The sequence below is a fragment of the Sphingomonas sp. MMS24-J13 genome (assembly GCF_044905095.1).
GTDB lineage: Bacteria > Pseudomonadota > Alphaproteobacteria > Sphingomonadales > Sphingomonadaceae > Sphingomonas_I.
This window is the reverse complement of sequence record NZ_CP173258.1, coordinates 1,485,359-1,510,962: the sequence shown is the minus strand read 5'-3', so window position 1 is coordinate 1,510,962 and position 25,604 is coordinate 1,485,359. Positions and strand designations below refer to the sequence as shown.

The window sequence follows — 25,604 nt, the reverse complement described above, 5'->3', positions numbered from 1 at the left end:
TTTATAACGGACCCGGTCCGGTTCAGCCTGCCAGGAGCTCACGCCCGATCAGCATCCGTCTGATCTCATTGGTGCCGGCGCCGATATCGAGCAGTTTGGCGTCGCGCAGATAGCGTTCGACCGGCCAGTCCTTGGTGTAGCCGGCGCCGCCTAGCGCCTGGATCGCCTCGTTGGCGACCTTCACCGCATTTTCGCTCGCCAGCAGGATCGCGCCTGCCGCGTCGAAGCGCGTGGTCTTGCCGGCGTCGCAGGCACGGGCGACCGCATAGGAATAAGCGCGTGCCGAATTGAGCGCGACATACATGTCCGCCACCTTGGCCTGCATCAGCTGGAACGACCCGATCGGCTGGCCGAACTGCTTGCGCTCTTGGAGATAGGGCACGACCACGTCGATACAGGCCTGCATGATGCCAAGCTGAATGCCCGACAGCACCACGCGCTCATAATCGAGCCCCGACATCAGCACCTTCACGCCGCCGTCGAGCGGGCCCATCACGTTTTCGGCCGGCACGAAGCAATCGTTGAAGACCAGCTCGGCTGTCGGTGAACCGCGCATGCCCATCTTGTCGATCTTCTGCCCGATCGCGAAGCCCGGCATGCCTTTCTCGATCAGGAAGGCGGTGATGCCCTTCGATCCGGCATCGGGCCGGGTTTTGGCATAGACCACCAACGTATCGGCATAAGCCGCATTGGTGATCCAGAATTTGGTGCCGTTGAGCCGAAAGCCGCCCTCGACCGCATCGGCGCGCAGCTTCATCGAGACGACGTCGGATCCGGCACCGGCCTCGGACATGGCGAGACTGCCGACATGCTCGCCCGAGACCAGCTTGGGCAGATATTTCGCCTTCTGCTCCGGATTGCCCCAGCGGTGGATCTGGTTGACGCACAGGTTCGAATGCGCGCCGTAGGAAAGCCCGATCGAGGCGGAGGCGCGGCTCACTTCCTCGCACGCGATCACGTGATCGAGATAGCCGAGCCCGAGCCCGCCATACTCTTCCGCGACGGTGATGCCGTGCAGGCCGAGTTCGCCCATTTGCGGCCACAGGTCACGCGGGAACCAGTCTTCGGCATCGACCTTCGCCGCCAGCGGGGCGATCCTGTCGGCGGCAAAGCGCTGCGTCGTTTCGCGGATCATGTCCGCGGTCTCGCCCAGCGCGAAATCGAGCGGTTCGGGCATTGGAATCCTCTCTATCTTTTTTCCGTTCGTCCCGGGCGAGGTCGAGGGACGTTCGCACCAACGCTCCTTCTCGTCGCGCTCGACTTCGCTCGACACGAACGGGCATTTTTCTTTCTACTCGAACTCCAGGATCACCGCATCCACCGCCAGGCTATCCCCCGGCTTGGCCTCGACGGCCTTCACCGTCCCGGCTTTCTCGGCGCGCAGGATATTCTCCATCTTCATCGCCTCGACGACGGCCAGCGGTTGCCCGGCCTCGACCTTGTCGCCCGCCTTGACGTTGAGCGCGGTCAGCAGGCCCGGCATCGGGCAGAGCAGGAAGCGGGATAGATCGGGCGGCACCTTCTCGATCATGTGGTGCGAGAGCTCGGCGATATGCGGCGGGAGCAGGCGCAGATCGTGGCTCCGCCCGCGCGTGGTGAGTCGCCAGCCGGCGCGGGTGCGTGACAGACGCAGCGCGAGTGGTTCGCCGTCGATCACCGCCTCGATCAGGCGCTGACCCGGGCTGAATGGCACCTCGACCGTGAGCGCCACGCCATCGACGATGACCCCGCCTTCGACGACCGAGACGCGATGCTCGGCGCCGTCCATCGACACCACCCATTCGCAGGGGTTCGCGGCGGGGCCATTGAGCTGCCCGTCGATCGCGTTGGCGCGCGTCGCCTGCGCGCAGGCGACGATGCCGGCGACGGCGGCGAGTTTGGTGGTCAGCGCATCGGGCACCGGCGCGCCGTGGAAGCCTTCAGGATATTCCTCGGCGATGAAGCCGGTGGTGAGCGCGCCGGCGCGGAAGCGGGGGTGCTGCATCAGCGCGGAGAGGAAATCCACATTGTGGCCGATCCCATCGATCTCGAACCGGTCGAGCGCGGCGATCTGCGCATCGATCGCGGCCTCGCGGGTGGGCGCCCAGGTGATGAGCTTGGCGATCATCGGATCGTAGAACATCGAGATGTCGGAGCCTTCGACCACCCCATCGTCGACGCGGACCTTCGTCTCGATCTGGGCCACACCTTCACCGTTCGTCCCGAGCGAAGTCGAGGGACGTTCCGGGAGCCAACGTGTCTCGACTTCGCTCGACACGAACGGATGGTTGGTCTGTGCAGGAGGTCGATACCGCACCAACCGCCCTGTACTCGGCAGGAACCCTCGATACGGATCTTCCGCATAAACCCGGTTCTCGATCGCCCAGCCGTCGAGCGTCACATCCGCCTGCCCGAACGCCAGCCGTTCGCCATTCGCTACCCGGATCATCTGCTCGACCAGATCGAGCCCGGTGACGCACTCCGTCACCGGATGCTCGACCTGCAGTCGGGTGTTCATCTCGAGGAAGTAGAAGCTGCGATCCGCGCCCGCGATGAACTCGACCGTACCGGCGCTGTAATAGCCGACCGCGCGCGCAAGCTGCACCGCCTGCTCGCCCATAAGCTTGCGCATATCGGGCGTGACGAACGGGGAGGGGGCCTCCTCGACCACCTTCTGGTGCCGGCGCTGCACCGAACATTCGCGCTCGCCGAGATAGAGGATAGTACCATGCTGGTCGCCGAGCAGCTGGATCTCGATATGGCGCGGATTCTCGACGAACTTCTCGATGAAGATGCGATCGTCGCCGAAGCTGGCGAGTCCTTCGCGCCGCACGCTGTCGAACGTTTCGCGCACGTCGGTCTCGGAATAAGCGAGCCGCATGCCCTTGCCGCCGCCGCCGGCTGAGGCCTTCATCATCACCGGATAGCCGATGCCGCCGGCGATCTCGACCGCATGATCGGTATCGCGGATCTCGCCGATGAAACCCGGCACGACCGATACGCCCGCGGCGAGCGCGAGCTTCTTGGATTCGATCTTGTCGCCCATCGCCGCGATCGCGCCCGGCGGCGGGCCGATGAAGGCGATGTCGTTATCGCCGAGCAGCCGCGCGAAACTCTCGCGCTCGGACAGGAAGCCGTAGCCGGGATGGACCGCCTGCGCGCCGGTCTCCTTACAGGCGAGCAGGATCGCTTCGGCCAGCAGATAGCTCTCGCTCGCCGGCGGTGGCCCGAGCCTGACCTTCTGGTCTGCCATCTCGACATGCGGCGCGCGCGCATCGGCGTCCGAATAGACCGCGACCGTCTTGATCCCCATCCTTTTGGCAGTGCGGATGACGCGGCAGGCGATCTCGCCGCGATTGGCAATCAGGATTTTGTCAAACATCAGCTTTTCCCGTCACCCTGAACTTGTTTCAGGGTCCACCATGCCATTCGCACTGTCCGCGCCCTGTGGCCCGGTGGATGCTGAAACAAGTTCAGCATGACGAGTGGGTTTCATAAGTTCAGTCCCAATTTGGCGAACAAAGCCGCATCGCGATCGCCGCCCGCATTGCCCGTCGTCAGCAATCTATCCCCGGTGAAGATCGAGTTCGCGCCCGCGAGGAAGCACAAGGCTTGGGTCGAATCCGACATGCTCTCGCGCCCGGCCGACAGGCGTACGACCGATCGCGGCATCAGGATACGCGCGACCGCGACGGTGCGGACGAATTCGATATCGTCGATGCGCGCGGTCGGCACGTCCTTCAGCATGTCGCCGAGAACGGTGCCCGGCACCGGCACCAGCGCGTTGATCGGCACGCTTTCGGGCGGTTCGGGCAGGGTCGCCAGCGCATGGAGAAAGCCGATCCGGTCCTCGCGTGTCTCGCCCATGCCCACGATGCCGCCGCAACAGACGGCGATGCCGGCGTCGCGCACACGATCGAGCGTGTCGAGGCGGTCCTGCCAGGTGCGGGTGGTAATGACCGCGCCGTAGTTTTCGGGCGAGGTATCCAGATTATGATTGTAATAATGGAGGCCCGCCGTGCCCAACCGTTCCGCTTGCAAGTCGCTCAACATGCCGAGCGTCATGCAGCTTTCGAGACCCAGTGCATTCACGCCTTCGACCATCGCGCACAGCGCATCCATGTCGCGATCCTTGGGCTCGCGCCAGGCCGCGCCCATGCAGAAACGCTGCGATCCCGCCGCCTTGGCCTCGCGTGCGGCAGCGAGCACCGCGTCGACATCCATCAGCTTCGATGCCTTGAGCCCGCTTTCGGCATGAACCGACTGCGAGCAATAACCGCAATCCTCGGCGCAGCCGCCGGTCTTGATCGAGAGAAGGGTGGCAAGCTCGACCTGGGCGGGATCGTGGTGGGCGCGATGGATTTCGGCCGCGCGGAACAGCAATTCGGTAAAGGGAAGGTCGAACAACGCCGCGACATGCGCGCGTGAAATCTCCCCTCCCGCTTGCCGGAAGGGTTGGGGGAGGGGCGTACCTCCACGCGGAGCGTCCGTTGTTAGGCCCTCCCCTGACCCTTCCGGCAAGCGCGAGGGGAAAGTGATGTCGCTCATTCTGCAACCTCTTCCACACCTTGGGGCGGCAAATTATGCCCCAGCAATCGCAGCACTTCCGCCGCCGCCTCGACCAGATTGGTCCCCGGCCCGAAGATCGCCTGTACGCCTGCCTCGCGCAGGAACGCATAATCCTGCGCGGGGATGACGCCGCCGACGATCACCTTGATATCGGGCCAACCGGCATCGCGGAGGATCTGGATCAGTTCAGGGATGAGCGTCTTGTGCCCTGCCGCGAGGCTTGAGGCGCCGACGACGTCGACATCCTTATCAAGCGCCAGCGCCGCCGCTTCCGCGGGCGTCTGAAACAGGGGCCCGGGGATGATGTCGAACCCGAGATCGGCGAACGCCGACGAGACGAGGTTGGCGCCCCGATCATGCCCATCCTGCCCCATCTTGGCGACGAGCATGCGCGGGCGACGGCCGGTGCGGCGTGCGATCGCTTCGACCCCATCCTCCAGCATCTGCCAGCGGGCGTCGTCTTCATAGGCGCCGCCGTAGACGCCCGAGACGGGGGTAGGGGTGGTGCCATAGCGGCCGAAGACATCCTCCAGCGCGAGGCTGATCTCGCCAAGCGTGGCACGCGCGCGGGCGCACTCCACCGCGAGCGCGAGGAGGTTGGTTTCAGATCCTCCCGGAACGGGGAGGGGGACGTAGCGGCGGACAGCGACATGCCGGGGGCATGTCGCAGCCGCGAAGTCGGCTCGCGAAGCGAGCCGTCGGCCGAAGGCGTGGTGGAGGGGCCCCCCGGCGAGGGATTCGCTGGTGGCGGGCCTCCTCCACCATGCTGCGCATGGTCCCCCTCCCCGTGCCGGGAGGATCTTTCGCGGCGCTCTTCAACGCATCCAGCGCCGCCTGACACGCCGCCTCGTCGCGCGTCGCCTTCACCCGCCGGATCCGCGCAATCTGGCCTGCACGGACCGCGTGATTGTCCACGTCGAGGATCGAAAGCTCGTCCTGCGTCGGCAGCGTATATTTGTTGACCCCGACGATCACATCCTCGTGCCGATCGATCCGCGCGGCGCGTGCGGCCGACGCTTCCTCGATCATCGCCTTGGGCCAGCCTGCCGCCACCGCATTGGCCATGCCGCCCTCGCGATCGGCGCGCTCGATGATCTCCAGCGCGCGGTCGTGCAATTCCTGCGTCAACGCCTCGATATAATAAGAGCCGCCCAAGGGATCGACGACATGGGTAATGCCCGTCTCCTCCTGCAGCACCAGTTGCGTATTGCGCGCGATGCGGGCGGAGAAATCGGTCGGCAGCGCGATCGCCTCGTCGAGCGCATTGGTGTGGAGGCTCTGCGTGCCGCCGAGCGTCGCCGCCATCGCCTCGATCGTGGTGCGGATGACATTGTTGTACGGATCCTGCTCGGTCAGCGACACGCCCGATGTCTGGCAATGCGTGCGCAGCATCTTCGAGCGCTCGTCCTTCGCGCCGAGCCCGGTCATCACCCCGTGCCACAATTTGCGCGCCGCGCGCAGTTTCGCCACCTCCATGAAGAAGTTCATGCCGATCGCGAAGAAGAAGGAGAGGCGCCCGGCGAAGGCATCGATATCGAGCCCCGCGGCACAAGCCGCCTTCGCATATTCCTTGCCGTCGGCGATGGTGAAGGCGAGTTCCTGCACCGCCGTCGCCCCGGCCTCCTGCATATGATAGCCGGAGATGGAGATGCTATTGAACTTCGGCATATGCGCCGAGGTGAAGGCGATGATGTCCGACACGATCCGCATGCTGGGGGCAGGCGGATAGATATAGGTGTTGCGGACCATGAACTCCTTGAGGATGTCGTTCTGGATGGTCCCGTCGAGCTGCGCGAGCGGCACGCCCTGCTCCTCGCCCGCGACGATGAAGAAAGCGAGTATGGGGATTACCGCGCCGTTCATCGTCATGCTGACAGACATCTTGTCCAACGGGATGCCATCGAACAGGATCTTCATATCCTCGACGGTGTCGATCGCGACGCCCGCCTTGCCGACATCGCCGACGACGCGCGGGTGATCGCTGTCATAGCCGCGATGGGTGGCGAGATCGAACGCGACCGACAGGCCCTTTTGCCCGCCGGCGAGGTTGCGGCGGTAGAAAGCGTTCGATTCCTCGGCCGTCGAGAAGCCGGCATATTGACGGATCGTCCACGGCCGCCCGGCATACATCGAGGCGCGCACGCCGCGGGTGAAGGGGGCGAAACCGGGCAGGCCGGGGTCGATGTCGGCGGTGTCGTCGGCGGTGTAGAGCGGCTTGACCGGGATGCCCTCGGGCGTGTGCCAGGTGAGGTCGCGGTCCTTCACCTCCTTCGCGGCGAGAGCAGCCCAATCGGCGGGGGTGGGTTTGTCCGACATTAGCCCTCTCCCATCTTCATGGGAGAGGGTTGGGTGAGGGTCTTCTTCTTGTGCCTTGCCCGGTCGAAGAAGAAGACCCTCACCCCAGCCCTCTCCCGCGAAAGCGGGAGAGGGAGTGATACGGCCTCAATGCCCACGCGGGGTCTCCATCAGCTCTGTCAACACGCCGCCCATATCCTTGGGGTGTACGAAGATCACCAGCGTGCCATGCGCCCCGATCCGGGGCTCGCCCAGGATGGTCGCACCTTTGGCCTCCAGCTCGGCCTTGGCGGCGTGGAGGTCGGGCACCTCGAAGCAGACATGGTGCTGGCCACCCGCCGGGTTCTTGGCGAGGAACCGCGTGATCGGCGAATTCTCGCCGAGCGGTTCGAGCAGTTCGATCTGGCTGGTCGGCGTATCGATGAAACACACCCGCACGCCCTGCGCCGGCAGGTCGAACGGTTCGCGGATCATCGTCGCGCCGAGCAGATCGCGATAGCGCGCGACCGCTGCCTCGATCGACGGAGTGGCAATGCCGACATGGTTGAGCGGGCCAAGCATCATTATCCCCGTCGCCCCTGCGCAGGCAGGGGCCTATCTCTCGCTCCCCGGACGCTGCCCTCGTTGTAGCAGACATGGGCCCCTGCCTGCGCAGGGGCGACGGGATCACAATGGAATATTGTCATGCTTCTTCCACGGATTCTCGAGCTGCTTGTCCTTGAGCTTGCGTAACCCCAGCGCGATCCGCCGCCGGGTCGAATGCGGCATGATCACCTCGTCGATGAAGCCCTTGCTCGCCGCCACGAACGGATTGGCGAAGCGCGCTTCATATTCGGCGGTGCGCTCGGCCAGTTTCTCGGGGTCGCCGGCTTCCTTGCGGAAGATGATCTCGACCGCGCCCTTGGCACCCATCACCGCGATCTCGGCGGTCGGCCACGCATAGTTCAGATCGCCGCGCAGATGCTTCGACGCCATCACGTCATAGGCGCCGCCATAGGCCTTGCGCGTGATCACCGTGATCTTGGGCACGGTGGCCTCGCCATAAGCGAAGAGCAGCTTGGCGCCATGCTTGATGATGCCGTTATGCTCCTGCGCGACGCCGGGTAGGAAGCCGGGGACGTCGACCAGGGTCAGGATCGGGATATCGAACGCGTCGCAGAAGCGGACGAACCGCGCGGCCTTCTTCGACGAATTGATGTCGAGCACGCCCGCCAGCACCATCGGCTGGTTGGCGACGATGCCGATCGGGCGGCCTTCAATACGGCCGAAGCCGCACAGGATGTTGGCGGCGTGGGTCGGCTGGACTTCGAAGAAATCGCCTTCGTCGACGATCTTGTTGATCAGTTCCTTCATGTCGTAGGGCTTGTTCGCACTGTCGGGGATGAGCGTGTCGAGGCTCATGTCGGCGCGATCCCATGGATCTTCGGTCGGCCGGTACGGCCGGTCGTGGCGGTTCGAGAGCGGCAGGAAATCGAAGAAGTCGCGTGTCGCCAGCAGCGCTTCGATATCGTTCTCGAACGCCACGTCGGCCACGCCCGATTTGGCGGTATGGGTGACGGCGCCGCCCAGTTCCTCCTGCGTCACGACCTCGTTGGTGACGGTCTTCACCACCTCAGGCCCGGTGACGAACATGTAGGAGCTGTCCTTCACCATGAAGATGAAGTCGGTCATGGCCGGCGAATAGACGGCGCCACCCGCGCACGGGCCCATGATGACGCTGATCTGCGGCACCACCCCCGAGGCGAGCACGTTGCGCTGGAACACCTCGGCATAGCCGGCGAGGCTGGCGACGCCCTCCTGGATACGCGCGCCGCCGCTATCGTTGAGCCCGATCACCGGCGCGCCGATCTTCAGCGCCATGTCCATGATCTTGCAGATCTTCTGCGCGTGCCGTTCGGATAGAGAGCCTCCGAAGACGGTGAAATCCTGGCTGAACACGAACACCAGCCGGCCGTTGATCGTGCCCGAGCCGGTGACCACGCCATCGCCCGGAATCACCTGCGCCTGCATGCCGAAATCGACGCAATTATGCTCGACATACATATCGAGCTCTTCGAACGAGCCCGGATCGAGCAGCACGTCGAGTCGCTCTCGCGCGGTCAGGCGGCCCTTGGCATGCTGCGCTTCGATCCGCGCCAGCCCACCACCCATCTTGGCCGCTGCGCGCTTTTCCTCGAGCTTCTGCAGGATCGCCAGCAATGTTCATCCTCTCCGCAAAGCGAAGGTAACGCCTGAAACCAGTTTCCAATGGCGTCAAGCCGGTTAGGAAGGGGGAATGGACCAGGATATCGAGGTAGCGATCATCGGCGCGGGCGCGGCCGGGATCGCGGCGGCCCGGCGATTGCACGATCATGGGCGGCGGGTTCTGCTGATCGAGGCGATGGATCGCGCCGGCGGGCGGGCGCATAGCGTACGGGTCGACGGGCTTACCCTCGACCTGGGCTGCGGGTGGCTGCATTCGGCCGAGCGTAACCCGCTGGCGGCTTTGGCCGAGGCGGCGGGGGCTGTGATCGATCGATCACCTGCGGCATGGCGCAAGCAGCTGCGCAACCTCGGCTTCGACGTCGCCGATCAGCGCGCCGCCGAGCAGGCGTTCACCGATCTGGAAGAGGGGCTACACCGCAGTCCGCCGGGCAGCGACGTGGCAGGCGATGGCGTGGCGCGCGATCATCCGTGGCGCGGCTATCTCGATATGGTGAGCGGCGCACTGAACGGCGCCGAACTCAATCGCGTCTCGGCCACGGATCTGCTCGCCTACGACGAACATGCGTCCGAGCGGAACTGGCGGCTGCCCGGTGGCTACGGAACTCTGATCGCGGAGCTCGCCGAGAAGCTACCCATTGCCTTCGGTACGAAGGTGTCAGCGATCGATCATGGCGGCGCGCGCGTGGCGATCGAGACCGACAAGGGCCGGATCATGGCCGATGCGGTGATCCTCGCGCTGCCGACCGACATTCTCGCGCGCGGCGACATCGCCTTCACGCCGGGATTGGCGGATCATCTTCATGCCGCGGCCTGCCTGCCACTCGGCCGAGTCGACAAATTGTTTCTCGCGCTCGCCGATCCCGAAGCGATCCCGCCCGAAACCCATCTGATCGGCAACCCGCACACCGCCGAGACCGGCAGCTATTACATGCGGCCATTCGGCCGGCCGGTGATCGAATGCTTCTTCGGCGGCATCATCGCGCGCCGCTTGGAGGAAGAAGGGGAGGCGGCGCGGATCGATTTCGCAGTGCGTGAACTCGGCACGCTACTGGGCGATGATTTCGCGCGCGGATTGCACCCGGTGATCGGGACATGGTGGCATAAGGAGCCGACGATCGGCGGTGCCTACAGTCATGCTCTGCCGGGCGAGTCCGGGCAGCGTTCGATCTTGGCGCGCCCGGTTAGCCAGCGGCTGCTGTTCGCGGGCGAGGCTTGCTCGACCAACGATTATTCCACCGCCCACGGTGCGTGGCAGAGTGGTGTCGCCGCGGCGGAAATGCTCATCCAAAAATCCTGAACCGGCTAGAAGACACTAATTATATTGCTTGACGGATATATGTCTTAATAGCAATATATCCGCATGCAGGCTCTTCTCGATGCTTTGTCCGATCCCGGCCGTCGCCGGATCCTCGATCTCCTGCGTGCCGGCGAGCGGCCAGCGGGCGACATCGTCGCAGCGCTGCCGATCGGCCAGCCCGGCGTGTCCAAGCATCTGCGCCTGCTGCGCGAGGCAGGGCTGGTCTCGATGCGTGGGGAGGGGCAGCGGCGCATCTATCGGCTCGAGGCGGCGCCGCTGGCCGAGCTGGCGCGATGGCTCGACCCCTACCGTGCCTTCTGGGACGAGCGGCTCGATGCGCTCGGCCACCATCTCGATCGGGAGCAATGACATGGTCCACGCGACATATGCCACCGACAGCCGCACCTTGAGCCTGACCCGCGATTATCCGCATCCAATCGCTAAAGTCTGGGCGGCAATCTCGACGCCCGCGCGCATCGCCGCCTGGATGGGCGTCACCTGGATTGGCGACGAGAGCGCGCCCCTGCACGAAGGCGCGCGCTTCGATTATCATTTCGGCAACACCGATCTGCCGAGCCACGCCCACGTGCTGCGCTTCGATCCGCCGCATCTGCTCGAGCATAGCTGGTTCGAGAATGAGCCGCCCGCCGCGACCGTGCGCTGGGCGCTGGAAGAGCGGGGGAACGGTACCCGCCTGACCCTGACCCACCTGTTCCCGATCGGCGAGGATGCCCCGCGCACCGGGGCGGGTTGGACGACCCTCATGGAGGCGCTGGCCGCGTCGCTCGACGGCGTCCCGTTCGCGCCGCCCAAGCCCTGGTGGGTTTATCGCGACGATTATGCCCGTGCCTTCGGGCCCGAGGCGACGCGCGACGCCCGGCTGGCGCGTACCAACGGGCGCCAGATCCTGACCTTCGATCGCATCCTCCATCATAAGCCGCAGGCGGTTTGGTCGGCGCTGACCACCTCCGAAGGGCTGGCGCGTTGGATGCAATCGCGGGTCGAGCTGGAACCGAAGGCCGGCGGGCGCATCCATTTCCTCTTTCAGGATGGCCCGCACACGATGACCGGCGAGATCGTCGACTGGGATCCGCCGCGCGTTTTCGCCTTCACCTGGGACGAGGGGGAGACGGCGGGCGATAGCGTCGTGCGGTTCGAACTGTTCGACGATCCCGCCGGCTGCCGCCTGCGCCTCACCCACGATTTCGCGGAGGGCGTGAAGGTGGGCCAATATGCGTCGGGCTGGCATTGGCATCTCGACGGGCTCGACGACGCTGCGGAGGGGCTGGCAACGCCATGGAATGCGGGGCGCTGGCGCGTGCTCGACAAGATGTATGCCGTCACGCTGGCCATGACGGCCAAGTGATGAAGCCGGTCCAAACAGCAATTTCCGGATTTGCCTGAAGCGGCACAGCCTGTTGTACACCGCTGTCGCTGGATGACGATCGGCCGCACGCTTCGCTATAGCGCCGCACGTCATGCTTTATCCGCCCATCAGTTCCGATCATGTGCGCCGCGCCCACTTCTGAGCGTGAGGTCGGGCAGGTGCGGCGGCTCCAGCGCGCGCCGGGCTTCGCCGAAGAGGTGTTCGATATCATCCGCACCGATATCATGTCGTTGCGTATCCCGCCCGATACGCGCATCTCGATCGACAGTCTCGCGCGCGAGCTCGGCGTATCGCAGACACCGATCCGCGAGGCGCTGAGCATGCTCGAGGCGATCGGGCTGGTCACCAAGCGGCATTATGCGGGTTATTGCAGCGCGCCGCAGCTCAATCGCCGCCAGCTCGACGAACTTTATGAGATGCGGCTGTTGATGGAGCCGTTCGCCGCGCGCTGTGCGGCCGAGCGGATGAACGATGCCGACCTCGCCCGGGTGCGCGCGCTGGCCGACAGCATGGAGCCGGGCGATACACGACATTCCTACGATCGCTTCGCCGATCAGGACGCCGAACTCCACAATCTGATCGCCCATGGCAGCGGCAACGGCATCGTCGAGGAATCACTGGCTCGGCTTCACGTGCACCTGCACATCTTCCGCCTGCGTTTCCACAGCGAGGTCACGCGCGAAGCATTCTCCGAGCATGCGGAATTGGTCATAGCGCTCGCTGCTCGCGACCCCGCTGCCGCCGAGGCGGCGATGCGGGCGCATATCGAGAAATCGTACAATCGTCTGATGGCGTTCGCCTCTTCCTAAACTCCTCGCGGCGATTTCTCGGCGAGGGATCAGCCGCAGGCCGGTGGAGAAGCTGCCGTTTCCCTCTTCCAAAAGTCGCGAAGGATCTCCCACGCCCATTGACGCAATCCTATTTCCAATATCATATAGGAAATGACATTGTCCGGTGACTGGAGTCGGACGGCATGGGAGAGGGCGCATGAGGCAAGGAGCGACGATGCCGACGGTCAGCGAGCGTCCGGCGGCATGGGCCGGGCTCTACGCGGCGCAGGTCGAACGGGCGCAGGTGATGACGGTCGTTCCCGGTCAGGCCGATGCTCAGATCGCGGTCGATCATCTTGGGGCGCTGCGCGTGGTGACGCTGCGGTGCGGTGAGACCATGATCAAGCGGACCGAACGGGACATCGGCTATGTCGCCGAGCGTGCCTACACCTTCATCCTGCTGGTGCGCGGGCAGGCCAGCTTCAACCATTATGGCCATCAGATCGTGCTGCAACCGGGCGACTTCACCGCTTACGACAATGCAGCACCCTACCGGCTGACGCTCCGCGAAGGCTCCGAACTGATCATGCTGCGCGGACCGGTGTCAGTGGTGAAGGAGCATCTGCCGATGCCCGATTTCTTCTGCGGTCGCCGGCTCGGCGCCGATCAGAGCCTTGCCTCGACCGCCGCCGCGATGCTCGTCACCCTGGTACGGCAGTTGGGCGAGGGGCTTTCGCCCGAATGTCGCGATCGCGCCGCGCGGCACATGATGGCGATGATCGCCGGCTCCTACGTCGCCGCCTATGATGCGTCGATCAGCACCTCATCGATCATGGCGGGGCGGCACTGGAAGGTGAAATTGTTCATCGAGCAGCATCTGCGCGATCCCGAACTCACCCCCTCGCTCGTCGCCGAGCGGCTCAAGATATCGTCGCGCTATCTGCGCATGATCTTCGCCGCCAATGCGGAGACGCCGTCAGCCTATATCTTGCGCCGCCGGCTGGAGGAGTGTGCGAGCCGCCTCGGCGATCCGCGCTGGCGCGGCCATTCGATCACCGAGATCGCGTTCGGCTGGGGCTTCAACAGCGCGCCGCACTTCACACGCAGCTTCCGCGACCGCTTCGATGTTTCGCCGCGTCATTACCGGCAGCAGAAACTGGAGGAGGCCGATCTGGCGGCGTCGCTCTCCATTCGCGCCAAAAGGTGCGATGGCGCCGGCACGGTGTTCGCGGCTGTGGCCGCCTAGATTACCCGTCATCCCAGCGAAGGCTGGGATCTCGGGAGGATTTGAGCTCACTTCGTCTCTCACGAGATCCCAGCCTTCGGGTGCCAGCAAAGTAATACCGTGCTGGACCCTCGCTAGGGTGACGAATGGGGGCAACCGCGCGGCGCTTCATGCCGAACCACTTCAGGGGGAATTCCGATGATTACCGAGATAGCGACGATCACGATCGATCCCGCGCGCGCCGAAGATTTCGAGGCCGCGATCGCCAAGGCTTCTGCAGTGATCCGCGCCGCGGAAGGCAGCCACAGCATGATGGTGGAACGCGTGATCGAGACCCCCGGCAAATATCTGCTGCGGGTCGAATGGGATTCGGTCGAGCACCATATGGTAACCTTCCGTGAGTCCCCGGCCTTCAAGGACTGGCGCGCGTTCGTCGGCTCGTTCTTCCTCGGCACGCCGACGGTGGAGCATAGTATGCTGGTCGGCAAATTTTTCTGAGGCCACTGCTTGCCGGAAGGGGCAGCAGCCTCTTCCGCACCGGCTAAGCCCGCCCGACCGCATGCGGCCATAGCGTGTCCCGCAAGGTCGAAATCGCGGCCACGAGGAGAGAAATGATGGCGATTAAATCGGCGCGGTTCGAACTGGTGCCCAATTGGGAGAAATGCCCATCCGGTGACGAATATGCGCATAACGACGTCGCCGCCGTCGCCTGCAATTCGCAGGATCGGGTCTATCTGCACACCCGCAAGGGTGAGCGCGTCATGGTCTATGACGAGAACGGCAATTTCATCAAGAAGTGGGGCGACGGCGTGTTCCACCGCGCGCACGGCATCGCCATCCACAACGACATCGTCTATTGCACCGACGATCAGGACAGTGTGATCCGCGTCTTCGATCTCGACGGCAATTTCATCTGGATGCTGGGCGAACCGGGAAAGGTCACCGACACCGGCTATAGCTTCAAGCGCAAGCCCGATATCCACCACAACGAGTTCGTCGAGCGCGCGGCCGGTCCGTTCAACTGCTGCTGCAACGTTTGCGTCGCAAAGAATGACGACCTCTTCGTTGCCGACGGTTACGGCAATGCGCGCATCCATCATTTCGACGGCAAGGGCAATCTGCTCAACAGCTGGGGCGATGTCGGCACCGGGCCGGGCGAGTTCCATCTGCCGCACGGCATCGCTTTGGACGCGCAGGAGAATGTGATCGTCTGCGATCGCGAGAATGACCGCCTCCAATTCTTCGATCGCGCCGGCAACTACCTGACGATGTGGACCGACGTGCTGCGCCCGACCGACGTCACGGTCGGCCCGGACGGGCTGATCTACGTTTCCGAGCTTTGGCGCCCGGTGGAGGCGGGGCAGGGCTCGTTCGTCCACGGTTTCGCCGATCATGATCTGCCGGGCCGCGTCTCGGTCTTCAATCCGGAAGGGCAGGTCGTGGCGCGCTGGGGTGCCGATAGCGAGAACCGTGCGGCCCCAGGCAATTTCATCGCGCCGCATGGGCTGGCGCTCGATTCCAAGGGCAGTCTCTATGTGGCGGAGGTGTCGGTTTCGTTCGGCGGGGGCTTCAAGCGCATGCCGATGGAAGATTGCCTGAACCACCAGATCCAGAAGTTCCGGCGAGTGGCCTAACCCACCGCCGTTCGTCCCGAGCGAAGTCGAGGGACGCTGCGCAACGTGTCTCGACTTCGCTCGGGACGAACGGTTTCAAGGAAAGGGCCTCATGCCAAAGCCGCTCATCGCCAACCTGATCTGCGGCAGCCCGCACCGCAATCACGATTTCGATTTCGCGCGTATCCGCCTCGCGCAGGCTCTGTACGATGCGTACGATATCAAGGTCGATTGCTTCCAGGACTATGAGGACAGCACCGCGATCCTCGGCGGCGATCTGCTCGTCACCTACACCTCGCAGGTCTCGATCTCGGAGAAAGCGAGCGCGGCGATCCGGCGCTATCTGGAGAAAGGCGGGCGCTGGTTTGCACTCCATGCCAGCAATTCGGTGCTGCAAAATCCGGTGATGCCGAAGATCCTCGGCACGCGCTTCATCACCCATCCGCCCTATCAGGCCTTCCCCGTCGAGATCGCGAAGCCCGACGATCCCTTGCTCGAAGGCATCGCGCCGTTCGAAATCGAGGACGAGCTGTACGTCATCGAGAATGTCACCAACGATATCGAGGTGCTGCTGAAAACGCGCTGGGGCGGCAAGGCGTTCGGCGGCCACGAATTCGAGGTCGACGACCGCCCGCTCATGTACCGCCGCGCGGTGGGCGAGGGTGGGGTGCTCTATATGGCGCTTGGCCATGCCAACCGGCCCTACGACAAACCTTTCCCCGAAATGCCCGATCAGCCCGATTATCGCGGACCATGGGAGCTTCCGGTTTACAGGGAACTGATCAAACGCGGTGTTGATTGGGCGGCTAAGAGGCGGCCGTTCTGATCATCGGTTCTTGTTGAAACCTTTTCGCGCATCTGCTTGAATTTGTTGCTCGGCCCTCTTTTGGATCGGGCCACAATCACAATTGATGACGCTTCCGTGAGGCAGCGGCTCGGCGGGCCTTCCGGTTTTGCGGTGCGTTTAATGTTGGTGTTTGCGCTTGGTGGTATGGAATTGTTACTTGCAGGGAACGTTGTTCCCCCGGCGCAGAGGAAGCAGTCTGCCGTTGGAGAACTTCGTAAATCTTTTGCTGTAATTGCGTCTGGGTCTGCGTCGCTTGCCACTGCTGCTGAGCATCTGCGTGGGCCTGAGCCGACCCGGCATCGGCTGCGTCTTTTGCCCAGATAGTTAGATAGATCGTAATTATTGCTAATAGAATAGCAAGGGCGGCTCCATTCTCGTTTATCCAGCTCCATAGCTTGGAGAGATTGTCGTTTAATTTTTCAAACCTCAGCACCGCTTCTTCGGAGGAGATCTCTCCCGCCTGGACGGCTTTAGCTACAGCTTGGAACTCCAAGATGTCTTGGCGCATAACGCCGGGGGCGCGTACTGCAGCCAGAACGGCGCCGATGAAATCGTAAGTTCCGTCTTGAAGTTTTGCTCGACCACCGCAACGTGGGCAGGTCTCTGAAACATTTGTGATCGTTACGTTCGTCGAGTTCTCGATCCGCATTGCGCGCGACGTAAAGCTATAGCCGCAATTCGGGCAGTGCGCAGGAACTGACACTAAATCTTCTCCGATTCGATTGGATCAGATTGGCCTATCCACGTCGTACTTGGAAACTACATAATAGCTAAGAAAAGGGGAACCTCGCGGCTCCCCTGACAGTCCGGTCCCCACCGGGGACCGGTAGGGAAAGGGTCAGCCGCCGAAGTGGACGCGGGCGCCGATCTTGAACGCGCGGCCGACGGGATCGAACAGGATCTGGTTGGTGCCGACGGTCGGATCGGGGATGCCCGGCGGGTCCTTGTCGAGCAGGTTGGTGATCGAGCCGAAGATCTCCATCGACCGGCCATTGTGCGTCGGAATCTTCAGGGTGGCCGACAGATCGAAATAGATCCGCGCCGGCACCTGATTGTTGTTCACGGCCGAGCTGGCGGTGTTGACGTAGCCTGGCTGGCTCGGATCGGTGAAGTTCACCCAGAAGATGCCGTGCGGGATATAATGGGCGTGGGTCGAGACCGAGAGGTTGCCCTTGCTCCATGTCAGCAGCCCGTCGACCGTGTAATCGGGCACGCCCGGGATCGTGCCGGTGCGGTGACCGGTCTGGCCGGCACGGTCGAAGCCGTCGGCGGTGGTTAGCTCCTGCGTGATGTTCGCCAGGCCCTGAAAGGCCAGATCACCCAGTGAACCGATCGACTGCCGCACCTGGAATTCCAGATCGAAGCCGCGCGTGCGCAGCCGCGCCGAATTCTGGTTGAGGTCCATCACGGTCGCGATCTTGTTGTTCGAATCGAGCGTGATGAGGTTGCATTCGGCCTGGATGTTCTGGACGAAACAGGCGTTGATCACGCCCTGCGCGCCGAGCGGGCCGATGACGTTCTTCACCTTGATGTCGTAATAATCGACCGACAGCCGCATGCGCCGGGCAAAGCCGCCGGTCGGCGCCAGCACGACGCCGGCGGTGAAGCTGTCGGCTTTCTCGGGCGTTAGGTTCGGGTTAGATCCGGTCAGCACGGTCGGGTTGATCTGCCCGCCGACGCCGGGGCGCGGATCGGTTGCGCCGATCAGGGTCTTCACCAGCGGGCCGTTGAGCTCGAACAGATTGGGCGCGCGGATGTCGCGCGATTTGGTCGCGCGCAGGCGGATCGCGCGGATCGGCTGGTAGACGCCGCCGAACTTCCACGTGGTGACCGCGCCGCTGGTCGAATAATCGGTGCGGCGGATCGCGCCATTGAGGTTCAGCGCATAGCCGAGCGTCAATTCCTTGAGGATCGGCGCTTCGAGCTCGCCATAGGCTTCCTTCACGTTGACGTGGCTGGCTTTGACCGCCGATCCGTTCAACGCGAACCAGCCATTCTGCTGCGAGATCGCATCAGCATCGCCCGAGATCGATTCCCGGCGATATTCGGTACCGACCGCGACCGAGAGCGGGCCCGCCGGCAGATCGAACAGGCTGCCATTCACGTTGGCGGCGACATGATGCTGATCGTTGTTGGTCGTCTGGAAACCGCGGCCGGTGACATAGGCCTTGGCCGCCGACGAGAAACGGCCCTCGCCGAACAGGTTGATCGGCGCGCAGGCCGGATCGGTGACGGTCACCTGGTTGATGCGGCAGACGATCTGGCCGGCCCCGTTCAGGACTGCATCAACCGCCTTGGGCGCATTCTGCAGGTTGAACAGATTGTACATGTCCTGCCGGAATTTGGTCTTGCCGTACTCGTACGAGACGTCCCACTTCCAGCGCGAGCCGAGCGAACCCTTAAGCGCCGCCAGCGCGCGATAGGTCTGCGTCACGGCGTTCGCTTCGGCCGGCCCAATATCGAAGCCGGTGCGGCCGACATTGAGCTGGGCGATATTGTTGGCGGTCATCACCTGCTGGACATTGGCGGGGATGTACGGATTGCCGCTCTTGATGAAGCCGAGCACCGATCCGTTGAAATCGCGGAACACGCTCGAGACGATATGCCCCTCGACCCGGCCGTAGGACAGATCGACCTGCGCCTGGATCGTGTCGGACAGATCGGCCTGCGCGCTGGTATAGCCGACATAGCGTTTGACCGGCACCTTGAGCAGCTGCGGTTCGATGAAGGCATTCTTGCCCGCACCCTCGCCATTTTCCATGAACAGCGGGCCGACGAAGGTACCGTACTGGAACGGCCGGGTCGTGCCATCTGGGTTGAAGGTCAGGCCGCGCAGCGGATCGGTCGCGGTCGTGTACATCGCCTTGCCGGCAGCGTTCAGCGACGAGTTGATGACGCCCGCCGGCGAGGACGTTGCGGTGCGGACGCCCGACAGGATCAGGTTGGCAGGCAGGCCATTCGTGGCAGCCGACGTGTTAGCGACGATCGAATTGACGTTTTCGCACCAGGAGCGGGTGTTGCAGTCGCCCAGCCCCTTATTCTCGTCATATTCGAAGCCGCCGATGATGTGGATGCGATCGCCGATATGCGTACCGCCGGCGATGCTCAGGAAAAGCTCGCCATTGTCGCCACGTTGCGAAATGCCGCCCTGCATCTCGGCATTGAGGCCTTCGAGCTTGTGGTTGAGCACGAAGTTCACGACGCCTGCGACCGCGTCGGATCCATAAGCCGCCGACGCGCCGCCGGTGACGATATCCGTATGGTCGATCAACGCCGACGGGATAAGGTTGACGTCGACCGCGCCGATATTGGCACTGGTGCCGGTCGAGATGGTCGGCACGAAGCGTTGCCCGTCGACCAGCACGAGCGTGCGCTTGGGCTCGAGCCCGCGCAGATCGAGCAGGCGGGAGCCGACATTACCACCGATATTGGCCTGCGTCGCCGGACCGGCCGAGGGGCGGAATGCGGGCAGCATGTTCAGCGCGTCGCCGATGTTGGAGACGACCAGCGCCCTGGACCGCTCGTTGGTCAGTGTCGTGACCGGGGTCGGGGTCTGGAAACCGCCAGTGATGCGAGTGCCGGTGACGACGATTTCTTGCGGCGGTGGCGCCTCGTCAGCTGCCGGAGCGGCCTGCGGGGCAGGGGCGGCTTGCCCCCATGCTGCCGGTGTGAAGAGCAGACAGAGCGCCGCCGCGCTCACGCCATGATAAAGCGATGCCGAAATCCGGGCCATACAATCCTCCCTGCGTTGGGTCGCTGGGCGCGACTCTTATGTGGGCGCGGCGTTTACCTTGCTAAATTTTAGGGCACTACAAGAATTGGAAGGACACTACCTTTTCGCAACATTGACACGTGGGTGAGACTCTCGCGCCACAATGTGGCCGGCGCGGACTGCCGTCGGGCTGGGCGTTCGGAAGCATATAATCGCTCGCCTCTCATCAAGGACCAGCCCCGCGCGAGCGACGAAGACTGTCAGGGCCGGTCGTCTTTCCACAGCAACAGTGGCCACAAACGCTCGCGGAAGGCCCAGATCAGGATTGCGTTGCAAACGATCGTCGCGATGCCGAAGCTGTATTCCACCACGCCGGGATCGAGGACGAAGTTCCAATAGGCGATCACGACCGTCAGCGGCGCACAGGCGAGTGCCGCCGGCAGGACCCCCCGATTGATCAGTGTGAGGATACCGACGATTATCTCGATCACCTTGATCCACGCGAACAGCCCGCTGTGGATCATCGCCAGCGTGAATTCCTGCGCCAGCGGGGTCTTGCCCAAGGGCTGCAGCCCCAGCGGCAGGAAATATTCGATACCTGAAAACAGAAACCAGGCGCCGAACACCAGGCGTGCGATCGTATAGGCGATCTTCATTCCATCCTCCCGCGCGCCAACCCCTCGCGGATCAGTCGAGCCGGCAGGACTTCAGCACATCCTCATCCAGCGTCAAGCCGAGCCCGGGCGCGGTCGGCATGATCAGATCGCCATCCTCAACTCTCATCGGCTCGGTGAAGAGCGGTTGGCCCCAGGGGACGAGCCCGACGATCAGTCCGTTCGGTACCGCAGCGATCGCCTGGCTCAGCACTTCGGGCGCGAGGTGGTTCACCACCGGGCAGCCGTAAATCTCGGCCATATGTGCCACTTTGAGGAAGCCGGTCAGTCCCAGATCCTGATCGATCATGACATTGTCGCAGCAGCGCCCTTCGAGCAGCCAGCGGAACTGGTGCGGATGCTGATAGACCTCACCTGCGCAAATGTTCTGCTTTGCCTTTTCGGTGACCTCGCGCATGCCGGGATAGTCGTGGTGCGGCACCGGGTCCTCGATCCAGTAGAGGTCGGCTTCCTCGGTCTCGCGCGCGAAGCGGAGCGCCTGTTTGACGGTCCACTGGAAATTGCCATCGACGATGATCTTGATGCCCGGCCCGGCGCATTCGCGTGCGAATTTGACGTGGGCGATGGCGGCGTCGAGCGGGGCGAAGCCGACCGGGCATTTTATCGCGCGGAAACCGCGCTTGAGCAGGTTTTCGATGTGCGCTGCCAACTCGTCGGGCTTGCCGCCCGGCATCAGCCGCCAGTTGGCCGAGATAGGCAGCCGATCGCGAAAGCCTCCCATCAATCGATAGACCGGCCGGCCCAGGACCTTACCCTTGATATCCCAGCAGGCGACATCGATCGCGCTCGCCGCGCGCAGATCGAGTCCCGAGACGGGTGCGCCGAGCATGCCCTTGAAGAGGCGGTTATAGATCGCCTCGACATCGGTCGGGTCCTGCCCCTTGAGACTGCCCGCCATTGCCTCGATCAGCAGCTTGAGCGGCTTCATGTTCGCCGGCCCGACCCGGCTGACATACGAGATTCCCTCGATGCCCTGGTCGGTCCGCAGGCGCAGCACGATATGTGTGGCCGGCATGACGCCTTCGAAATTGACATGCGCGGCGATCGCTTCGCAGCTCTCGATCCTCATCGGCCCTCTCCCTTTTTGAGGATTCCGATATCCTATAGGATTATGACGGGGTCAAACCATGTCGGCGTGTGGCAGGGCACGTCGCGTGACTTCGGCGCCAGCCTGATCCGAAAGCCGCGCCCACAAAGGTGCGCCGCCAAGCGCGATCGCGCCGAGTACCAGCATTGCGATGCGGAATGCCCCGAGGTCGGGATGCGCGGCGCCGCTCGACAGAAGATTGAGAATCAGCGCCGAGAGCGAGATGCCGACGGCCGAAGCGAGCGCATTCGCAAGATTGTTGAGCACGTTGGCGCCCCCCATCTCCGTCTCGGTCAGATCGGCGAAGCTGATCGACATCATCGCGGTGAACGGAATCGATCGCGCCATCCCCACGACGAACAGGATGAGGAGCAGGATCACGAACGGCGTGTGCGTGTCGAGCAAGGCGCAGGCTGCGAGCGAGAGCCCCATCGTCACGGAGCCGCTGGTGAGCGCCATGCGAAAGCCCATGCGATGCAATGCCTTGCTCGCCACGGGTTTGAGTACCACGTCTCCGGCATTCTGGGCGAGCAGCAGCATCCCGGCCTGGAAGGGCGAGAGGCCGAGGCCGATCTGGAGCATCAGCGGCAGTACGAAGCCCTGCGCATTGAACGGCACGCGCATGAAATTGCCGGCGGTGATGGTCGCTGTAAAAAAGGATTCGTGGCGCAGCGCGTCGAGCGGCATCAGGCTATGCTCGGCGGTACGCGCATGCCGCCATGCGTACGCGGCCAGCGCCAGCCCGAGCAGGACGATGATTCCCGCCAGCCGACGATCGCTATCGATCGCCGACAGCCGATCGAGCCCGAAGATCAAAGCGCACAGGGCTCCGGCGGTCAAAACGAAGCTCGCCACATCGAACGGGGCTTTTTTTTCGGCGTAGAGCTGCGGGATGAGCCGATAGGCGGCGACGAGCCCGAACAGGCCGAGCGGGACATTGATGAAAAAGACCCATGGCCAGGACAGAAAGCTGGTGATCAGGCCGCCGAGCGGCGGGCCGACTACCGGCGCGATCAGGCCGGGTGTCGTGCTGATCGCCAGCGCCTGGACCAGGAAGCGCTTGGGCGTGACGCGCAGCAGGACCAGATTACCGACCGGCACCATCAGGCTGGCGAATCCCGCCTGCAAGGCGCGCGCCGCCAGGAATGGAGTCAGGCTCCCGACCAGCCCGCACAGGATCGAGGATAACGTGAAACCCGCGATCGCGATCATCAGCACGCGCCGCGTGCCGTAGCGCTCCGCGATCCAGCTGCTGACCGGCAGCATCGCCGCCGACACCAAGATATAGATGATGATGCTCGAGCTGAGCGCGGTCGGACGCACGCCGAAATCCCGCGCCATCTGCGGCAGCGCGGTGACGATCACCGTGCCGTCGAGCCCGGTCATGAACATCACCCCCGCCGTCACGAGCGCGATCAGGCGGGCCTGGCGGATTGCGGGATCGGGGGCGCTCACGACGCCCTCATTCGGGCCTCAGGCGAGGCTTGCAAGTTCCGTCTGCGGGCGCGCGCCATAATGACTGATGATTTCGCCCGCGGCGATGCTGCCAAGCCGGCCGCATTCGGCCAGCGGCAGACCACGGCTGAGCCCGAACAGCACGCCCGAAGCATAGAGATCACCCGCGCCGGTCGTGTCGATCACCTGCGCGACCGGCGCTGCCGGAACGGTAACCCGCTCGTTGCCCTTGATCAGCAGCGAGCCCGCTGCGCCGAGCGTGATTGCGGCGACGTCGACCTGTCGGGCAAGTGTGTCCGCCGCGGCGGCGACGTCATCGACGCCGTAGAGCGCCGCGATCTCCGCCTCGTTGGCAAACAGGATGTCGATATGTTCGGCGATCAGCTCGAGGAACTCGTCTTTGTAGCGGTGGACGCAGAAGCTGTCGGACAGCGATAGCGCCACCTTGCGGCCGGCGCCACGCGCGATCTTGGCAGCCTTGCGGAAGGCTTCCTTGGCGAGCGGCGGATCGAACAGATAGCCTTCGAGATAGGTGATTCCGGCCGACGCGACCAAGGCCTCGTCGATATCGTCCGGGGTCAGTTCGACGCACGCGCCGAGAAAGGTGTTCATCGTGCGCTGGGCGTCGTCGGTGACGAGCACGAGACACCGCGCGGTCGATGCCCCGGAGGTTGCCACCGGCGTATCGAATTTGACCCCGATCGAGCGCAGGTCGTGCCTGTAGATCTCGCCGAGTATATCGTCGCGGACCTTGCCGATGAAGGCCGCCTTGCCACCGAAGGAGGCGACGCCCGCGATAGTGTTGCCCGCTGAACCGCCCGAAGCCTCGATGCCGGGGCCCATAGCATCGTAAATCGTTGAAGCCTGCGCTTCGTCGATCAGCGCCATGCCGCCCTTGCTCATGCCGTGCGCCGCGAGGAACGCCTCGTCGGTATTGGCGATCACATCGACGATGGCATTGCCGATCCCGAGCACTTCGATGGCGGCGTCAGACATGGAGATTCCTGTTCTTGGGGAGATGCCGGGGCTCCCTCTCCCCCAAGGGGAGAGGGCTTTCAGCTCAATACCGGTAGTGGTCGGGCTTGAAGGGCCCTTGGGTGGAGACGCCGATATAGGCGGCCTGTTTTTCGGAGAGGGTGGAGAGCTTCACGCCGAGCTTGTCGAGGTGGAGGCGTGCGACCTTCTCGTCGAGGGCCTTGGGGAGGACGTAGACCTTGTTCTCGTACTGGCCGGGGTTGGTGAACAGTTCGATCTGGGCCAGCGTCTGGTTGGTGAAGCTGGCCGACATCACGAAGCTCGGATGGCCGGTGGCGCAGCCGAGGTTCACCAGGCGGCCCTTGGCGAGGATGATGATCTGCTTGCCGTCGGGGAACTCGACCAGGTCGACCTGCGGCTTGATCTCGGTCCACTTGTAGTTGGACAGCGCCGAGATCTGGATCTCGCTGTCGAAGTGGCCGATGTTGCACACGATGCTCATCGGCTTCATCTTGGCCATGTGATCGGCGGTGATGACGTCGGCATTGCCGGTGGCGGTCACGAAGATGTCGGCGCGGGTCACCGCCTCGTCCATCGTCACGACCTCGAACCCCTCCATCGCCGCCTGCAGCGCGCAGATCGGATCGATCTCGGTCACCAGCACGCGCGCACCGCCGTTGCGCAGCGACTGGGCCGAGCCCTTGCCGACATCGCCGAAGCCCGCGACCGCCGCCACCTTGCCGGCGAGCATCACGTCGGTCGCGCGACGGATCGCATCGACCAGGCTCTCCTTGCAGCCGTAGAGGTTGTCGAACTTGCTCTTGGTGACGCTGTCGTTGACGTTGATCGCCGGGAAGGGCAGCTCGCCGCGCTTGGCGATCTCGTACAGGCGGTGGACGCCGGTGGTGGTCTCTTCGCTGACGCCCTTGATCGTCTTGACCGTCTCGGTGAGGTAGCCCGGACGGGCTGCCACGAACGCCTTCAGCACGCGCTGGAACTCGACCTCTTCGTCATTCTCGGGCTCGGCCAGCGTGCCGCCGGCCTCGAGCTTGGCGCCGAGCAGCGCGAACATCGTCGCATCGCCACCATCGTCGAGGATCATGTTGCAGGGCGTGTCGCCCCAATCGAAGATCTTCGCGACATAGTCCCAATATTCGGCGAGCGTCTCGCCCTTGACCGCGAACACCGGAATGCCCGCTGCCGCAATCGCGGCGGCAGCATGATCCTGGGTCGAGAAGATGTTGCACGACGCCCAGCGCACCTCGGCCCCAAGCGCCACGAGCGTCTCGATCAGCACCGCGGTCTGGATTGTCATGTGGAGCGATCCGGTGATGCGCGCGCCCTTCAGCGGCTGCGACGCACCATATTCCTCGCGCAACGCCATCAGGCCTGGCATCTCGGTCTCGGCAATCCGAATCTCCGCACGGCCCCAACCCGCCAGAGAAATGTCGTGCACAAGATAGTCGTTCGCTTCGGTAACCAACGCGGTGGCCATGTTCGGCTCCTGCAAAAAG

The 25,604-nt window shown here is 63.9% G+C and carries 21 protein-coding genes and 1 pseudogene; 8 read left to right on the top strand and 14 right to left on the bottom strand.

The window, feature by feature from the left end; translation table 11 throughout:
• Positions 1-22: 22 nt before the first annotated feature.
• The 7 genes and pseudogenes from AB4Z44_RS07110 to AB4Z44_RS07080 all read right to left on the bottom strand — a co-directional run bounded on the left by AB4Z44_RS07110 (position 23) and on the right by AB4Z44_RS07080 (position 8,994).
• On the bottom strand, positions 23-1,177 hold the full coding sequence (locus AB4Z44_RS07110; protein WP_404713359.1) for an isovaleryl-CoA dehydrogenase: 1,155 nt from the start codon (positions 1,175-1,177) through the stop codon (positions 23-25).
• A gap of 114 nt (positions 1,178-1,291) precedes the next feature.
• Positions 1,292-3,361 carry a biotin carboxylase N-terminal domain-containing protein gene (locus tag AB4Z44_RS07105; protein WP_404713358.1) on the bottom strand — a complete coding sequence of 690 codons (2,070 nt, stop codon included), beginning with the start codon at positions 3,359-3,361 and terminating at the stop codon, positions 1,292-1,294.
• Between the two features lie 110 nt (positions 3,362-3,471).
• A complete protein-coding gene (gene bioB / locus AB4Z44_RS07100; protein ID WP_404713357.1) occupies positions 3,472-4,386 on the bottom strand; it encodes a biotin synthase BioB in 915 nt (304 codons plus the stop codon).
• Between the two features lie 137 nt (positions 4,387-4,523).
• A pseudogene (locus AB4Z44_RS07095) lies at positions 4,524-5,153 on the bottom strand (cobalamin-dependent protein); the annotation flags it as partial.
• Positions 5,152-6,864: a methylmalonyl-CoA mutase gene (scpA, locus tag AB4Z44_RS07090; protein WP_404713356.1), complete on the bottom strand. Its 1,713-nt coding sequence runs from the start codon at positions 6,862-6,864 to the stop codon at positions 5,152-5,154. The gene scpA and the pseudogene AB4Z44_RS07095, both read right to left, overlap by 2 nt.
• Before the next feature lie 126 nt (positions 6,865-6,990).
• Positions 6,991-7,407, bottom strand: a complete 417-nt coding sequence (gene mce, locus AB4Z44_RS07085) for a methylmalonyl-CoA epimerase (RefSeq protein WP_404713355.1) — start codon at positions 7,405-7,407, stop codon at positions 6,991-6,993.
• 102 nt (positions 7,408-7,509) lie between these two features.
• The gene (locus AB4Z44_RS07080) at positions 7,510-8,994 is read right to left on the bottom strand and encodes an acyl-CoA carboxylase subunit beta (protein WP_404714371.1); all 1,485 of its coding nucleotides are present in this window, start codon (positions 8,992-8,994) and stop codon (positions 7,510-7,512) included.
• 124 nt (positions 8,995-9,118) lie between these two features.
• Here AB4Z44_RS07080 and AB4Z44_RS07075 point away from each other — a divergent pair, with 124 nt between their 5' ends.
• From AB4Z44_RS07075 to AB4Z44_RS07040, 8 genes are all read left to right on the top strand, one after another.
• Complete coding sequence (locus AB4Z44_RS07075; protein ID WP_404713354.1) at positions 9,119-10,345, top strand: flavin monoamine oxidase family protein; 1,227 nt, start codon at positions 9,119-9,121, stop codon at positions 10,343-10,345.
• Positions 10,346-10,408: 63 nt separating this feature from the next.
• Positions 10,409-10,714 carry an ArsR/SmtB family transcription factor gene (locus AB4Z44_RS07070; protein WP_404713353.1) on the top strand — a complete coding sequence of 102 codons (306 nt, stop codon included), beginning with the start codon at positions 10,409-10,411 and terminating at the stop codon, positions 10,712-10,714.
• A gap of 1 nt (position 10,715) precedes the next feature.
• A complete protein-coding gene (locus AB4Z44_RS07065) occupies positions 10,716-11,711 on the top strand; it encodes an SRPBCC family protein (protein ID WP_404713352.1) in 996 nt (331 codons plus the stop codon).
• Between the two features lie 140 nt (positions 11,712-11,851).
• Entirely contained in the window at positions 11,852-12,541 is a 690-nt protein-coding gene (locus AB4Z44_RS07060) for a GntR family transcriptional regulator (RefSeq protein ID WP_404713351.1), read from the top strand.
• 178 nt (positions 12,542-12,719) lie between these two features.
• On the top strand, positions 12,720-13,748 hold the full coding sequence (locus AB4Z44_RS07055) for a helix-turn-helix domain-containing protein (RefSeq protein ID WP_404713350.1): 1,029 nt from the start codon (positions 12,720-12,722) through the stop codon (positions 13,746-13,748).
• A 177-nt stretch (positions 13,749-13,925) separates the two neighbouring features.
• Positions 13,926-14,225, top strand: coding sequence for an antibiotic biosynthesis monooxygenase family protein (locus AB4Z44_RS07050; RefSeq protein ID WP_404713349.1), 300 nt, complete (start codon positions 13,926-13,928; stop codon positions 14,223-14,225).
• Positions 14,226-14,338: 113 nt separating this feature from the next.
• Positions 14,339-15,361 (top strand): 6-bladed beta-propeller, encoded by a 1,023-nt coding sequence (locus AB4Z44_RS07045; RefSeq protein WP_404713348.1) that lies wholly within the window; start codon positions 14,339-14,341, stop codon positions 15,359-15,361.
• Positions 15,362-15,452: 91 nt separating this feature from the next.
• Positions 15,453-16,166: a ThuA domain-containing protein gene (locus AB4Z44_RS07040; protein WP_404713347.1), complete on the top strand. Its 714-nt coding sequence runs from the start codon at positions 15,453-15,455 to the stop codon at positions 16,164-16,166.
• Between the two features lie 76 nt (positions 16,167-16,242).
• On the opposite strand, the gene AB4Z44_RS07035 is transcribed toward AB4Z44_RS07040, so the two are convergent.
• The 7 genes from AB4Z44_RS07035 to ahcY all read right to left on the bottom strand — a co-directional run bounded on the left by AB4Z44_RS07035 (position 16,243) and on the right by ahcY (position 25,585).
• Entirely contained in the window at positions 16,243-16,836 is a 594-nt protein-coding gene (locus tag AB4Z44_RS07035) for a hypothetical protein (RefSeq protein WP_404713346.1), read from the bottom strand.
• Between the two features lie 189 nt (positions 16,837-17,025).
• On the bottom strand, positions 17,026-19,920 hold the full coding sequence (locus AB4Z44_RS07030; protein ID WP_404713345.1) for a TonB-dependent receptor domain-containing protein: 2,895 nt from the start codon (positions 19,918-19,920) through the stop codon (positions 17,026-17,028).
• Positions 19,921-20,159: 239 nt separating this feature from the next.
• On the bottom strand, positions 20,160-20,555 hold the full coding sequence (locus AB4Z44_RS07025; protein WP_404713344.1) for a hypothetical protein: 396 nt from the start codon (positions 20,553-20,555) through the stop codon (positions 20,160-20,162).
• A gap of 31 nt (positions 20,556-20,586) precedes the next feature.
• A complete protein-coding gene (locus tag AB4Z44_RS07020) occupies positions 20,587-21,642 on the bottom strand; it encodes a mandelate racemase/muconate lactonizing enzyme family protein (RefSeq protein WP_404713343.1) in 1,056 nt (351 codons plus the stop codon).
• Positions 21,643-21,693: 51 nt separating this feature from the next.
• Positions 21,694-23,115 (bottom strand): MFS transporter, encoded by a 1,422-nt coding sequence (locus AB4Z44_RS07015; protein ID WP_404713342.1) that lies wholly within the window; start codon positions 23,113-23,115, stop codon positions 21,694-21,696.
• Positions 23,116-23,133: 18 nt separating this feature from the next.
• Complete coding sequence (locus AB4Z44_RS07010) at positions 23,134-24,111, bottom strand: adenosine kinase (protein WP_404713341.1); 978 nt, start codon at positions 24,109-24,111, stop codon at positions 23,134-23,136.
• 64 nt (positions 24,112-24,175) lie between these two features.
• Positions 24,176-25,585, bottom strand: a complete 1,410-nt coding sequence (gene ahcY, locus AB4Z44_RS07005; protein ID WP_404713340.1) for an adenosylhomocysteinase — start codon at positions 25,583-25,585, stop codon at positions 24,176-24,178.
• Positions 25,586-25,604 lie beyond the last annotated feature (19 nt).

Bases quoted from the DNA above. Each gene is read 5' to 3' on its own strand.
- AB4Z44_RS07110 (WP_404713359.1), bottom strand. From the start codon at position 1,177: ATGCCCGAACCGCTCGATTTCGCGCTGGGCGAGACCGCGGACATGATC.
- AB4Z44_RS07105 (WP_404713358.1), bottom strand. From the start codon at position 3,361: ATGTTTGACAAAATCCTGATTGCCAATCGCGGCGAGATCGCCTGCCGC.
- scpA (WP_404713356.1), bottom strand. From the start codon at position 6,864: ATGTCGGACAAACCCACCCCCGCCGATTGGGCTGCTCTCGCCGCGAAG.
- mce (WP_404713355.1), bottom strand. From the start codon at position 7,407: ATGATGCTTGGCCCGCTCAACCATGTCGGCATTGCCACTCCGTCGATC.
- AB4Z44_RS07080 (WP_404714371.1), bottom strand. From the start codon at position 8,994: ATGGGTGGTGGGCTGGCGCGGATCGAAGCGCAGCATGCCAAGGGCCGC.
- AB4Z44_RS07075 (WP_404713354.1), top strand. From the start codon at position 9,119: ATGGACCAGGATATCGAGGTAGCGATCATCGGCGCGGGCGCGGCCGGG.
- AB4Z44_RS07070 (WP_404713353.1), top strand. From the start codon at position 10,409: ATGCAGGCTCTTCTCGATGCTTTGTCCGATCCCGGCCGTCGCCGGATC.
- AB4Z44_RS07065 (WP_404713352.1), top strand. From the start codon at position 10,716: ATGGTCCACGCGACATATGCCACCGACAGCCGCACCTTGAGCCTGACC.
- AB4Z44_RS07060 (WP_404713351.1), top strand. From the start codon at position 11,852: ATGTGCGCCGCGCCCACTTCTGAGCGTGAGGTCGGGCAGGTGCGGCGG.
- AB4Z44_RS07055 (WP_404713350.1), top strand. From the start codon at position 12,720: ATGAGGCAAGGAGCGACGATGCCGACGGTCAGCGAGCGTCCGGCGGCA.
- AB4Z44_RS07050 (WP_404713349.1), top strand. From the start codon at position 13,926: ATGATTACCGAGATAGCGACGATCACGATCGATCCCGCGCGCGCCGAA.
- AB4Z44_RS07045 (WP_404713348.1), top strand. From the start codon at position 14,339: ATGATGGCGATTAAATCGGCGCGGTTCGAACTGGTGCCCAATTGGGAG.
- AB4Z44_RS07040 (WP_404713347.1), top strand. From the start codon at position 15,453: ATGCCAAAGCCGCTCATCGCCAACCTGATCTGCGGCAGCCCGCACCGC.
- AB4Z44_RS07035 (WP_404713346.1), bottom strand. From the start codon at position 16,836: ATGCGGATCGAGAACTCGACGAACGTAACGATCACAAATGTTTCAGAG.
- AB4Z44_RS07030 (WP_404713345.1), bottom strand. From the start codon at position 19,920: ATGGCCCGGATTTCGGCATCGCTTTATCATGGCGTGAGCGCGGCGGCG.
- AB4Z44_RS07025 (WP_404713344.1), bottom strand. From the start codon at position 20,555: ATGAAGATCGCCTATACGATCGCACGCCTGGTGTTCGGCGCCTGGTTT.
- AB4Z44_RS07020 (WP_404713343.1), bottom strand. From the start codon at position 21,642: ATGAGGATCGAGAGCTGCGAAGCGATCGCCGCGCATGTCAATTTCGAA.
- AB4Z44_RS07010 (WP_404713341.1), bottom strand. From the start codon at position 24,111: ATGTCTGACGCCGCCATCGAAGTGCTCGGGATCGGCAATGCCATCGTC.
- ahcY (WP_404713340.1), bottom strand. From the start codon at position 25,585: ATGGCCACCGCGTTGGTTACCGAAGCGAACGACTATCTTGTGCACGAC.